This window comes from Niallia circulans (assembly GCF_003726095.1).
Classification (GTDB): Bacteria; Bacillota; Bacilli; order Bacillales; family Cytobacillaceae; genus Niallia; species Niallia circulans_A.
On record NZ_CP026031.1, the window covers coordinates 5,027,377 to 5,040,475 of the forward strand.

The window sequence follows — 13,099 nt, forward strand, 5'->3', positions numbered from 1 at the left end:
ATACTGAAGGGTTTCGTTTTAAGATGCAAATCGATAAAATGACAGAAATGACGTGTGAATTTGACACGTCATTTTTCTCGCTTTAAAAATGATTAATGAACTTTTTATAAATAGTGGCATTAAGTTGTTCTTTATAACGTACTTGTTTCATTATTAGCTTCGTCAAAATTTATTTCTAAAAGTTCTCCAGCATGAACCAAACCTGAACCAAAGCCGTACATTAGTACTTTGTCCCCGTTCATTACTTTTCCTTCTCGAATACCTAGGTCAAGTGCTAAAGGGATGGAAGCAGCAGAAGTATTGCCAAATTTGGTTAAGCTATATAATGTTTTTTCCATCGGATACCCCAATTTATCACAAATAGGTTCGATTAGCCTTAAATTAGCACTATGAGGTATAAACCAATTTATTTTATCCATACTGATATGTGTTTTATCTAAAATTTTCTTAACATTGTTTGGCACATTCCTAACAACCCATCGAAAAACTTCTCTACCATTTTGAACAAGATACTCTGTATCTATTAATTCAATATCATTTACTTTTTTTGTCAAGCCAGGACGATATACAAATTGTGCTCCGCTTCCATCACTTCCTAAATGAAATCCAATGAAACTGCTTGTTTTCTCGTCTCTTTCCACTAAAACAGCTCCTGCACCATCTCCAAATAATATACAGGTACTTCTATCGTTGTAATCCGTAATCTTTGATAATGTATCCGCACCTATAACAAGTATCTTTTTGTGTAGTCCGGATGCGATATATCCGTGTGCGGTGTGTAAGGCATAAACAAATCCTGCGCAAGCTGCACTTAAATCAATGGTACCTGTATTGGATATTTCTAATTTATTCTGTATAATGCTTGCTACAGAGGGAAATGGAAAATCAGGTGTACTTGTTGCTACAATAATCATATCTACATCATTAACTTTTTTATTGTACCTTTGCATTAAATCTTTAACAGCAGAGATACATAAATCGCTAGTGAATTCATCAGAACGAGCTATTCGGCGTTCTTCTATTCCAGTCCTTTGAATAATCCATTCATTATTTGTATCAACCATTTGCTCAAGTTCTAAATTAGTTAATCTTCGTTTAGGTACATAAGTACCGATAGCTGTTATTCTCGCTCCGACCATTTGATCCACCTCATATTTTATTATTAGTTAGTATTAGTACCTAGTGCTAATTATAAAGGTATATTTTTACAAGTCAATTTTTCTTTTTTGATGGTTTTAACTTCTAATACAAGAGCGTAAGAAATTAGTGATTATAAGATAGCGGTCCCCCTACGAAAGAAAAGGTTTTTCCTCCAATTAGTTCGCTTCACTAAAAAAACTATTCCCTCTTTTAAGCATGTTCGTATTCGCTGGTGCATAGATTATATTAATCGTCTCTGATAAAGTGACAGGGGAGGTCCATATGAGTATATTAAAGAAAATCGAGATGCATAGACAAGAAGAAGAGTTGTTGAAGTGGGAAGGGACATTTGAAGAGTACCTAGAAATATTGAAGGAAAAGCCATGGGTTGGTCAATCCGCGCATTCAAGGGTTTATAACATGATTAAAGATGCAGGTATTGATGAAGTAAATGGAAAAAAACAATATAAATTTTTCTCTGATCAGCTCTTTGGTTTAGAAGAGCCGTTAGAAAGATTAGTAGAGGAATATTTCCATCCAGCTGCTAAGCGTTTAGATGTAAGGAAACGTATTCTATTACTAATGGGTCCAGTCAGCGGTGGGAAATCGACATTGGTAACCATGTTAAAAAGAGGCTTAGAAGCATATACGTACACGGATCGTGGAGCGGTATATGCGATTAAAGGCTGCCCAATGCATGAAGATCCACTTCATATGATCCCACATAGTCTAAGAAAAGATTTTTATGATGAATATGGAATCCGCATTGAAGGAAACTTATCACCACTTAATATGATGAGACTTCAGGAAGAATATAATGGAAAAATCGAAGATGTAATCGTCGAAAGAGTATTTTTCTCAGAAGATAAGCGAACTGGAATAGGAACCTTTAGTCCATCTGATCCGAAGTCCCAAGATATTGCTGACTTAACGGGAAGTATTGATTTCTCGACAATTGCTGAATATGGATCTGAATCAGATCCAAGAGCCTATCGCTTCGATGGCGAGCTGAATAAGGCAAACCGAGGGATGATGGAGTTCCAGGAGATGTTAAAATGCGATGAGAAATTCTTATGGCATTTATTATCCTTAACACAAGAAGGAAACTTTAAAGCGGGAAGGTTTGCTCTCATTTCTGCTGATGAGTTGATTGTGGCCCATACAAATGAAACGGAATATCGCTCCTTTATTTCCAATAAAAAAAATGAAGCACTGCATTCCCGGATTATTGTCATGCCAGTTCCATATAATTTAAAAGCATCAGAAGAGGAAAGAATCTATGAGAAAATGATTCGCGAAAGTGATGTTGCCGATGTTCATATTGCCCCACACACTTTAAAGATAGCCGCTATCTTTACGATTTTAACTAGATTAAAGGAGCCGAAAAAAGGTGATATTGATTTAGTGAAAAAAATGCGTCTATATGATGGCGAAAGTGTAGAAGGCTTCAGTTCGGCTGATTTGAAGGAACTGCAAAATGAATATGGCGATGAAGGAATGAGTGGCATTGATCCCCGTTATGTGATTAATCGGATTTCTTCTACCATTATTCGCAAAGATGTCACAAGCATCAATGCATTAGATGTGCTTTTATCTATAAAAGAAGGCTTGGATCAGCATTCTTCTATTACGAATGAATTAAAAGAAAAGTATTTAAATTGCATTTCCTTAGCACGGAAGGAATATGATGAAATTGCGAAGAAAGAAGTACAAAAGGCATTTGTTTATTCGTATGAAGAGTCAGCGAAAACGTTAATGGATAACTATTTAGATAATGTAGAAGCCTATTGCAATAAAAATAAGCTTCGTGACCCATTAACGGGCGAGCCGATCAATCCAGATGAAAAACTAATGCGTTCGATTGAAGAGCAAATTGGTATTTCCGAAAATGCAAAGAAATCTTTCCGTGAAGAAATCTTGATTCGCATTTCTGCCTATGCAAGAAAAGGAAAAAGATTTGATTATAACTCTCATGATCGCTTACGGGAAGCTATCCAGAAGAAGTTATTCGCAGATCTGAAAGATGTTGTAAAAATTACTACATCTACTAAGACACCAGATGAACAGCAATTGAAGAAAGTAAATGAAGTGGTTGCACGCCTTATCGATGAACACGGCTATAATTCCACTTCAGCAAATGAGTTGCTGCGTTATGTAGGAAGCTTATTAAATCGTTAATTAAATTGGTCAAGGAGGAACAGGCTAAAAGACGTCTGTTCCTCTTTTCGCCTAAAGATAAAGAAAAGTGAATAATTGGAGCATATCTAAAGCTTTTTCTAAAAAAAGTAAAATTATCGAAATTATTAGTAAATTATTTAAGACAACTGCATATGATAGAGTAATCACTTTATTTAGATAGAGTGATACCCAAATTAGTGTATGCGCAAAGGACTTCATATGTGCACAAAACGTAGAAAAAATTTTTAGGAGGGGTAAAATGACCGAAAAGCAAAATAAACATCAGTTTGTAATATCCCAAGAAAATTGGTCCCTCCATCGCAAAGGCCACGATGATCAACAGCGACATCAGGAAAAGGTGCAGGAGGCCATTAAAAATAACCTCCCTGATTTAATTACAGAAGAAAACATCGTCATGTCAAATGGGCGAGAAGTTGTAAAAATTCCGATTCGTTCATTAGATGAATACAAGATTCGATATAATTACGATAAAAACAAACATATTGGGCAAGGGAATGGAGACAGTCAAGTTGGCGATGTGGTCGCACGCGATGGTTCTGGAAATCAAAAAGGCCCAGGAAAAGGGCAAGGAGCAGGAGATCAAGCAGGAGAAGATTATTTTGAAGCAGAGGTCTCTTTAATGGAATTAGAAGAAGCTCTATTTAAGCAATTAGAATTACCGAATTTAAAACGAAAAGAACAAGATCAAATTGTTGTGGAAAATATTGAATTTAATGATATTAGAAAAGTAGGCTTAATGGGTAATATTGATAAGAAAAAAACAATGATCTCAGCATTTAAGCGCAATGCCATGTCTGGGAAACCAGCATTTCACCCGATTTATCCCGAGGATTTAAAATTCAAGACGTGGAACGAAGTACAAAAACCAGAGTCCAAAGCAGTTGTCCTTGCGATGATGGATACGAGCGGCTCGATGGGGTTATGGGAAAAGTATATGGCAAGAAGCTTTTTCTTCTGGATGACGAGATTTCTTCGCACCAAATATGAAACAGTAGAAATAGAATTTATTGCCCATCACACGGAAGCAAAAGTTGTGTCGGAAGAAGATTTCTTTTCTAAAGGAGAAAGCGGTGGCACGATTTGTTCTTCTGTTTATCGCAAAGCATTAGAATTGATTAATGATAAGTATGATCCAGGCAGATTTAATATTTATCCCTTCCATTTTTCAGACGGAGACAATTTAACGTCCGATAATGCTCGATGTGTCAAGCTAGTAGAAGAGCTGATGGAAGTATCCAATATGTTTGGCTATGGGGAAGTTAACCAATACAATCGACACAGTACGCTCATGTCTGCCTACAAAAATATTCAAGATGAAAGATTCCGCTACTACTTACTAAGACAAAAAGCCGATGTGTTCAATGCTATGGCAAGTTTCTTCCGGAAAGAGGAGGAGGGACAGATGTACGCATAAAAAATAGAAGCACAACTCATCAAATGGGTTGTGTTTTTTTGATAGGACAAGTGTGATGGAATAGGACGTCTATGTTATAATACTTTTTTCTTAAGAGCACTCTCTCATTTGGCCATTATTAGACTCTTTTTGACAAAATGGTACTTATGTAGGCCTAACAAGTCTAAATGTATACAAAATTTAATGACTGATACAAGTCTTTACTTTTACAAAGATTAAAACTTAGAGAGACCATCACTTTGTGAAGAATGACTAGTAAGAAAGAGTAAAAAGGAATATTTTTGTGTTTTCTTATTTAAGCTTGTTTGCATCTTCTTCAACAGTACTTCTATTTTTTAATGTTTTTTTTAAATTCAGAGACACCGATAAATAGCATCCAAATACTCAAAGGAATAAAGGCTATGACAAAAAGTCTATCGGTAATCATATCCATCATAAATAAAATCAGAATAAAAATTGTTAATATAGTAGCAAGAGAAAATCTATTCATTTTCATCCCCAATTCTTAAGTAGATTGTTTACCGTTTGGTAATTGATATTATACAATACTAGCAAATATTAAAAAAGAGTAGGTTTTACTCCGATATTAAATTAATTCTAGAGAAAGAAGTGGAAAAATGACGAGTCATTATTTTATTGCTACCATGCGAGCTATTCCTGAATTTCATGAAGGAGACAATAACTACTCTTTTCTAAGTGGTGAAGCATATAAAGAGGTATTACCTTTTACATTACCATATGTTTATGAAGTGGATGAAGATGATAGAGAGTTAATAATCTTTCTTGATGACTTTATGCAATTAGGGGATGTTGTGGAACACTATATTTATGAAGAAGGACGAAATGGTATAACGCTCTCTGAAAATTTTCCAGAAGAAGCAAGAACCATTAATCTTTGGAAGAAAACGTATAAGGATCAATATGGTGCATATCAATTGGATCCTAAAAGATGGCGGGAAGATCTTTCAAGCCGAACCATTGCTTCTAAAAGAAGTGTCACTACATTTGTGAAAATATAGCTAAGAAGTTACTTATTTGAATGGCAGAGAAACTTTCCATGCATCCTCAAATAAACTGTATACGATTAAATATGGTTGCGATTGAATATCTTATCATTTGCCTGCCTTTTTCTTCCTCTTTTCAAGAAAAGTTAAAATCGTTGTTTTCATAGAAGCATAGGAACCAATGGCTGAATAGCCGTAAAACCAGCCCATAAACAAACCAGCAACAAGACTATGTCTATGACTAATAAAGACAGAAATCAATAATCCCAAAGCTAGGGCGATGGTCGGAACATATTTTTTCGGTATCTTTATCATCATTTTCAGTAATTGTGTCATAATCATCACTACAGGGACTGCGATGACAGCATCCCAGAAGTTTGTTTGTATAGTTGGGAAATCCATTACATCCACCACCTTTACGGTTTAGTATTCCATTTACCTTTGTAACTAATACATAATTCAAAAGTATCGAATAAACCGCTCAAGGAAGCGCATATTAATGCTGAGGTGGTATTTAATGGAGAAAAATAAAATGGAGAAACGATTTTTAAATGGATTACTTATCGGGAATTTATTGATCCTGCTGCCGATTTTATATAGAAAACCCCCAATTAGAGATTGGATTATTGTGTTTGTGTATAATGCTATTACCAATGGTTTGCTTGATATGCTTTTAACATCTCATAAAGTAATTAGATATCCAGTTCGCTTTCTGCCGAAGATATTTAATATACATATATTATTTGATTTCTTAATTTATCCGACATTTACTGTTTTCTATAATCAATTAACGAAGAGAGATAAGCCCTTTGCTATTTTCTATAAATTGATTTTTTTTACTCTTCCCTTTTTTATTATTGAATTATGGGCTGAAAATAAGACAAAATTAATTGAATGGAATAAGTGGTGGAAATGGTACTATTCTTTTCTAAGCATAATTCTTAAGTCATTAATAACAAGATTCGTTATCGAAATGTTAAGGAAAATGAACTTTTTGACAAAATGAGCTAATTTGCTTTCTCTAAAGTTTATGTATTTACAAACAAGGGGAAAATATTGGAGACAGACTAAATCTTTCTATCCCATTTTAAAAGAAAACATAGTTATTTCCTTCTTTTTATTGTAAAATGGCGAAGTAGAATAGTGTAACGTAGATTGTTTCATTCAATAATAGTAATTACATACTGTACGTGATTAGGATAGAAGTTAATCCTAAGAAAGGAAAGCAAATGACAAAAATCGTAAATATCATTCTGTTAATTAATGTCATTGGAATTGTTCTTTATGCAGCAGGAGTGCTTGATACGGATATCTTCCGTGTGGAGTTTTTATCCTCTGGTGTAATTATGCTTCTTTTTGGTTTAAGAGATGTTGTTAGAGGAGCGAAAAGAAAAAGACGTTAGGAATTTGGCCGTTTATGAAATGGAATGTTGCTTAAAAAGGGTAGGAAGGGAGCAAAAGATGAAGCCTATTTATCGATGGATCTATATATTTCTAGGGACAGTTTTTTTGGTTTTAGGAATAATTGGAGCCTTTTTGCCTTTGCTGCCAACTACACCTTTTTTATTATTAACATCCTTTTTCTATACACGGGGTTCTGAGCGTATTAATAAATGGTTTCGTTCTACAACGTTTTATCGTGACTATGTGAAAGGATTTCGTAAAGGCGAATTGACGAAAAAGCAGAAAATCAAAATCATTATCACGTGCTATATCTGCTTAGCTGTCAGTGCTATCCTTGTAGATCATTTCTATACTCGAATCATGCTGGGCTGTATTGCGATTGTTCAAGCCATTTCAATGTTTATCATAAAGACGAAAAAAGAGGAACCGGAAGTAATCATAAAAGAATAAGAAAAAAAACAGTGGATGACCTTTTTTAAGGAATCCTTTTTTTGTACTTATAGGTTAATAGTTGAAAAAAATACTTGTTTAATAGTAAAATAGGATTCTAGTAATTTCCAATTAATAGCCTCAAGATAATTCCCCAGTTATACTAACATTTCCTATTGGAGGTAAAGATGAATAAAATTTCACAAGCAGAAGCAGTTAAATTAAAAAGTGTCCTTTCTAAGCGAATTCATGAACTAGAGGAGGAAATGGATAGAGTTGCATTTGTACAAGTTGAAGCAGGCAAGCCTATTCCGAAGCAAAAACGAACAATCCTTGATGTAGAGAAAGAGCTAGAAGAAGTACGAGCTGATTATCGATTGCTTGATAAATTAATGTATTGTGCCAATATCGAAAACGAAATTAGCTTTGAAAATACGAATATCACCATTGTGGAAGCAATTGAACTGGCGACACAGCTCCGCGCAAAGGCACGAAAATATAAAGAGTTTGCGGCAGCGGAAAAGGAAGAATACGTCTATTCTTATAGTGAAACAGTTCAACTAATGAAGGTAGCGACCTTTGAACCAGAGGAATATCGTATAAAAAGCTTAGAATGTGAACGAAAAGCAAACCGTTTATCCAATTTAATTAACAGCAAAAACTATCAAATTGAGCTAGAATTTGATGAGGAAAAATATTTTTAATTTTTTTAGCATGCTTAACGGGCAGGCATCAAAATTGCTGCTCCCGCCTTGAAAAAGTGCGGAAGGAACGCCACTTACTTATCCATTTTTGCCTTGAATAGGTGAGACTCCTATTCAAGGATAGAAGGATTTCTCTTTTTGTGTACAAAGGTACGTTTACATGGTGCTGGCTAAACCAATGACCACTAACCCATTACTCGTTTACCCTTTACTTTTTACCAATTATTGCAATGGTGGTTGCGGACCATTTAGTCCTCTAATCCTTCTATGACGAAGCCGATCAAAGAATAGATTTTATTCTTTGGTTGGCTTTATTTTTGTTTATCATTAAAATGATTAGAAAGGAGGGAGTCTAATGCCAAATATATGGGAGCCCGAATACACCATAACAAAGGAGCAAGCTTCTCAATTAGTGGAGGAACAGTTTCCAATCAGTGTGTATTCTATTAGAGAAATAGGGGAAGGGTTTGATAATACAATCCTTCTCGTTAACGATTGTTATACTTTTCGCTTCCCAAGAAGAGAAATAGCGGTGAAACTTTTAACAAGTGAATGGGAGCTATTGCGGATTATTGCAGATCAGCTGCCTATCCCCATACCTAAGCCGGTTTATATAGGGTCAGCGAGCAGGGTCTTTCCGCGAATTTTTATAGGATATGAGCATTTACCAGGAAATACTCCAGAAGGTTTAACGAATAAGGAAAGAATTCAGATGGCAAAGCCATTAGCACGCTTCTTGAAAAAATTGCATTCTTTCTCCACCGAGCAATTCAAGCTTGTTCCATACGATGAATTTGATCGACTTCATATTGATAAAAGAAAATCCCGCTTAATCGATTCGATTAAGAAGCTGCGTATGCATGAAGATATAGCTTTATTCCATTTAGTAGAAGACTATGCAAAAAAATTAACCCATATAGCAGTCCCAACTGTTCATGTCCTTACACATGGTGATCTCCATATTCGCAATATGCTTATTAATGAAAAAAAGGAACTAACGGGAATTATTGATTGGGGAGATACGCATATTGGTCATCCTGCCGTGGATTTATCGATTGCCTACAGTCTGTGCCCTTCTGAAGGGAGAAAACAATTTTTTACTAACTATGGCGAAGTAGATGATACTACGTTGAAACTCGCTCAGTTTAAAGCAATATTTACGATAGTAACCTTGCTTATCTACAGTATAGATAAAAAAGATTGGGAACTTTATCAAGAGGGGAAAATTAGCTTATCTTTCGCTTTAATGGGAGAAAACTAATTTTTTTCCCTTTTTTAAAATAACCGGACGAACATTAATGGTTACGCCCGGTTAAAAAAATTATTTGAACCCTAGAACTGGATGTGGGACATATGGTTCTTCTAAGCTAGCGATTTCTTCGTGTGACAATTGTAAAGAAAGTGCAGCAACCGCATCTTCTAGATGATGCAGTTTCGTTGCACCAATAATTGGAGCAGTAACAGGCTCTTTTTGTAAAACCCATGCAAGGGCAACTTGGGCACGAGGCACACCGCGTTTTTCTGCTATTGCTTTCACTCGCTCGACTACTTGACGGTCTGCTACTTCTGTTTGGGAGTATAATGTTCTTGCAAAGGCATCCGTTTCTTTACGCGTACTTGTGTCTTCCCAATCTCTAGTTAAGCGGCCGCGTGCCATCGGGCTCCAAGGGATAACTCCAATACCTTCTTCTTTACAGAGGGGCAGCATTTCTCGTTCTTCTTCTCGGTAGAGCAGATTTAAGTAATTTTGCATGGAAACAAAACGAGTCCAGCCATTTTTCTCTGCTACATGATTTGCTTTTAAAAATTGCCATGCAAACATGGAGGATGCACCAATGTAGCGGGCTTTGCCAGCTTTGACAACATCATGTAATGCTTCCATTGTTTCTTCAATAGGTGTTTCATAATCCCATCTATGTATTTGGTAGAGGTCAACATAGTCGGTGCCAAGCCTTTTTAAACTATTATCAATTTCACTCATAATTGCTTTGCGGGAAAGACCAGCTCCATTAGCACCTGGACGCATTCTTCCATGTACCTTTGTAGCAAGAACAACTTCATCACGATTGGCAAAATCACGCAATGCCCGTCCTACTATCTCTTCACTTGATCCATCAGAGTAGACGTTAGCAGTATCAAAAAAGTTAATGCCAAGCTCCAATGCTTTTTTGATAAAGGGACGACTATCATTTTCTGTTAATGTCCATGCATGTCCGCCACGATCGGGTTCTCCATAACTCATACAACCAAGACAAAGACGAGAGACTTCTAAACCAGTAGATCCTAATTTAACATAATCCATTTGCTACTCCTCCTTTTGTTTTATTATAAAAGAGTGGCTATTCATTATGCGAGAGAAATGAATTAGGTCTTAAATAAAGAATCCATGTTAATCTTTTTTAAAGAGTAATATAAAAATAATTGGAGAAGCAGCTGGAGTTTAAGGGATTTTGATAAAGGAATGATTTATTCTTCCATATTATTCAATAGGTATGATATATTAACAAAAAAACATGGAACAGAGTGATGATATGTTAAAGGAATTTTTATTAGATACTTCCGAGAAAAATAATATCAAAAAACAAATTTATAAATACATTCATTTACATAAAAGAGCCTCTAAGAACGAGATGTTACAAGTATTTCATTTACCTCAAACAACTTTAACAAGAATTATCTATGAATTACATGATAAAGGATATATATACAATGATGGAAAAGGAGAACCAACAGGAGGAAGGCCACCTACCTATTATGCGGTTCTGCCAGATGCTGCATATGTGATTGGGATTGATATATCTAGGACACATGTAACTTGTATTCTTACTAATATTGCCTTTGAAGAATTAGGAAAGATACAAACAAAGCTTGAGACTACAGATACACCAGATAGATTAGTTCCTAAATTGATTTCGGATTTAAGGAAGTTATTAGAGATGCATAAGATTGAGGAAGAGTACTTACTCGGAATAGGGATAGGTTCTGTTGGCCCGCTGGATAGGGAAAAAGGAATTATTCTTAATCCTGATAGTTTTGCAGCTAGTGCATGGAATAATGTACGAATTGTAGATATTCTAAAACAGGAATTTCCTGTGCCAATCACTTTAAACAATGGTGCAAATACAGCAGCATATGCAGAATACTACTTAAACAGTTTGTTAGATGATTCTATTTTGTATTGTATCAATGGATATGGTGTTCGAACTGGATTTTTAGAAAGAGGAATAATCGGCAATAATCATGAAGGTGATTCGAGTGCAGCTGGGCATATCGTTATTGATATTAATGGAAGACAATGTATTTGTGGAAAAAAAGGATGCTTAGCCACTTATACAACCTATGAAGCACTATTGGAAAAAATAATGGAGAAAAAGGAAGTTTCTTTTCCAAAAAAGGAAATCAATGCTTTTGAATATATTATAGAAGCAATAGAAAAGAATGATCCATTAGTAAAAGAGTTAGTTTTAGAATCAGCCTATTACTATGGTATTGGGATAAGTAATATGGTTAATATATTGCATCCTACAAAAGTGTTTTTGCATGGAAAATTAATATATCAATATCCTTCTTATTATCAAGAAGTAGTAAAAACGATTAAAAATAATGTATATCAAAAAGATACTATTATTATTCAAAAAAGCACTATAGGAGAAAAATCCGTTGCTTTAGGCGGTGCAATCGAGCTTTATAATACTTATTTTAATATGCATAACTAATTACATCCATTAGTTAATTTGTTCTGCATATTACGAGGTGGGATGAGGAGAATATTCTTCATCCTTATTTCTATTTTGGTAATAATCAAAGATAAAGAGATAACTTTCATCCATTTTGAAAAAAAGTTGTGATAATATAATTACATATAGTTTTAGGAATACTAGAACTTAAAAAGGTGGATAAAGGGGTTATCTAATGAAACTCGAAAGTTTGATAAATGAACGATATAATTCTTTTAGCGACGGAGAAATGGAAATAGCAAAATATATCTTACAAAATAAAGAAATCATCCATACGTTAAGCATTAACCAGCTTGCAAATAACAGTTTGTCATCTAAATCATCGGTCCTGCGATTTGCTCAAAAGCTAGGTTTTTCCGGATTTACCGAGCTGAAAAATTTCATGAAATGGGGGAATTTTTTTTCAGATAATCCTGTTGTTAATAGTAGTCTAGGCGAACAAATCGTAAATAGTGTTACTACTACAATTGAACATTTAAAAAATATGAATATGGACGAAATGTTTCAAGCAATTGATAGCAGTGAACATATTTATATTATTGGCACAGGCTGGGCACAACAGAACCAAGCCTCTGAATTACAAAGAATGTTCTTAGGTGTGGGGAAAGAGATGCAGGTGCTTCCTTTTGGGCATACAAGCCTTTATCAAGTAATGATCGAAAGAATGTGTGATAAAGACTTACTTATAGTCTTTTCCGGATCGGGCAATAATCCGATTCTAAAGGAAGCATTGACTACCCCTATTCTAAAGAATGTCAAAATAGTTGGGATTACTGCCAACTCCAATAATTGGTTAGCCAATCATTCGACATTTAATATTTATGCCTATATAGATTCACCAACAAGTATGAAAAATATTTATTCTTTATATAGTCCAATTCATGCCATTATTGAAATGTTAGTCTATAGTTATGCCGAATACCTGAATAGAAAAACATAATTACTGTTTAGTTATGATCAAGAGATTAAACTTCAAATAAATTACGATTCCAGTCATAAATATAATAAAGCTATTTTTATGGCTTCGTCCTTATTCAAACCTAGTCCTTATAAAAAGGCTAGGTTTTT

At 34.8% G+C, this 13,099-nt stretch carries 13 protein-coding genes; 10 read left to right on the top strand and 3 right to left on the bottom strand.

The features are described from left to right. Positions 1-131: 131 nt before the first annotated feature. Positions 132-1,139, bottom strand: a complete 1,008-nt coding sequence (locus C2I06_RS24070) for a ketoacyl-ACP synthase III (RefSeq protein ID WP_095330237.1) — start codon at positions 1,137-1,139, stop codon at positions 132-134. Between the two features lie 283 nt (positions 1,140-1,422). On the opposite strand from C2I06_RS24070, the gene C2I06_RS24075 reads away from it, so the two are divergent. The 3 genes from C2I06_RS24075 (at position 1,423) to C2I06_RS24085 (ending at position 5,772) form a co-directional block, all read left to right on the top strand. Continuing rightward, a complete protein-coding gene (locus C2I06_RS24075) occupies positions 1,423-3,318 on the top strand; it encodes a PrkA family serine protein kinase (RefSeq protein ID WP_047942845.1) in 1,896 nt (631 codons plus the stop codon). A 259-nt stretch (positions 3,319-3,577) separates the two neighbouring features. Beyond that, positions 3,578-4,753 (top strand): sporulation protein YhbH, encoded by a 1,176-nt coding sequence (gene yhbH, locus C2I06_RS24080; RefSeq protein ID WP_047942843.1) that lies wholly within the window; start codon positions 3,578-3,580, stop codon positions 4,751-4,753. A 617-nt stretch (positions 4,754-5,370) separates the two neighbouring features. Continuing rightward, positions 5,371-5,772: a hypothetical protein gene (locus C2I06_RS24085; protein ID WP_095330235.1), complete on the top strand. Its 402-nt coding sequence runs from the start codon at positions 5,371-5,373 to the stop codon at positions 5,770-5,772. A gap of 93 nt (positions 5,773-5,865) precedes the next feature. Here the strand turns inward: C2I06_RS24085 and C2I06_RS24090 are convergent, their stop codons facing one another. Continuing rightward, a complete protein-coding gene (locus tag C2I06_RS24090) occupies positions 5,866-6,159 on the bottom strand; it encodes a hypothetical protein (protein ID WP_095258692.1) in 294 nt (97 codons plus the stop codon). A 115-nt stretch (positions 6,160-6,274) separates the two neighbouring features. On the opposite strand from C2I06_RS24090, the gene C2I06_RS24095 reads away from it, so the two are divergent. The 5 genes from C2I06_RS24095 (at position 6,275) to C2I06_RS24110 (ending at position 9,555) form a co-directional block, all read left to right on the top strand. Next, complete coding sequence (locus tag C2I06_RS24095; RefSeq protein ID WP_095320158.1) at positions 6,275-6,763, top strand: CBO0543 family protein; 489 nt, start codon at positions 6,275-6,277, stop codon at positions 6,761-6,763. Between the two features lie 223 nt (positions 6,764-6,986). Continuing rightward, positions 6,987-7,160 carry a hypothetical protein gene (locus tag C2I06_RS25260; RefSeq protein WP_163188045.1) on the top strand — a complete coding sequence of 58 codons (174 nt, stop codon included), beginning with the start codon at positions 6,987-6,989 and terminating at the stop codon, positions 7,158-7,160. A 58-nt stretch (positions 7,161-7,218) separates the two neighbouring features. Further along, positions 7,219-7,611 carry a DUF454 family protein gene (locus C2I06_RS24100; protein ID WP_163188047.1) on the top strand — a complete coding sequence of 131 codons (393 nt, stop codon included), beginning with the start codon at positions 7,219-7,221 and terminating at the stop codon, positions 7,609-7,611. A gap of 167 nt (positions 7,612-7,778) precedes the next feature. Next, positions 7,779-8,294, top strand: coding sequence for a hypothetical protein (locus tag C2I06_RS24105; RefSeq protein ID WP_123259022.1), 516 nt, complete (start codon positions 7,779-7,781; stop codon positions 8,292-8,294). A 355-nt stretch (positions 8,295-8,649) separates the two neighbouring features. Next, positions 8,650-9,555 carry a phosphotransferase gene (locus C2I06_RS24110; protein WP_123259023.1) on the top strand — a complete coding sequence of 302 codons (906 nt, stop codon included), beginning with the start codon at positions 8,650-8,652 and terminating at the stop codon, positions 9,553-9,555. A 60-nt stretch (positions 9,556-9,615) separates the two neighbouring features. On the opposite strand, the gene C2I06_RS24115 is transcribed toward C2I06_RS24110, so the two are convergent. Beyond that, positions 9,616-10,596, bottom strand: a complete 981-nt coding sequence (locus C2I06_RS24115; RefSeq protein WP_123259024.1) for an aldo/keto reductase — start codon at positions 10,594-10,596, stop codon at positions 9,616-9,618. Positions 10,597-10,825: 229 nt separating this feature from the next. Between C2I06_RS24115 and C2I06_RS24120 the strand changes: the two genes are divergently transcribed. Continuing rightward, on the top strand, positions 10,826-12,010 hold the full coding sequence (locus C2I06_RS24120; RefSeq protein WP_163188053.1) for an ROK family protein: 1,185 nt from the start codon (positions 10,826-10,828) through the stop codon (positions 12,008-12,010). Between the two features lie 196 nt (positions 12,011-12,206). Then, positions 12,207-12,971 (top strand): MurR/RpiR family transcriptional regulator, encoded by a 765-nt coding sequence (locus tag C2I06_RS24125; RefSeq protein ID WP_123259026.1) that lies wholly within the window; start codon positions 12,207-12,209, stop codon positions 12,969-12,971. The last annotated feature ends 128 nt before the right edge of the window (positions 12,972-13,099 follow it).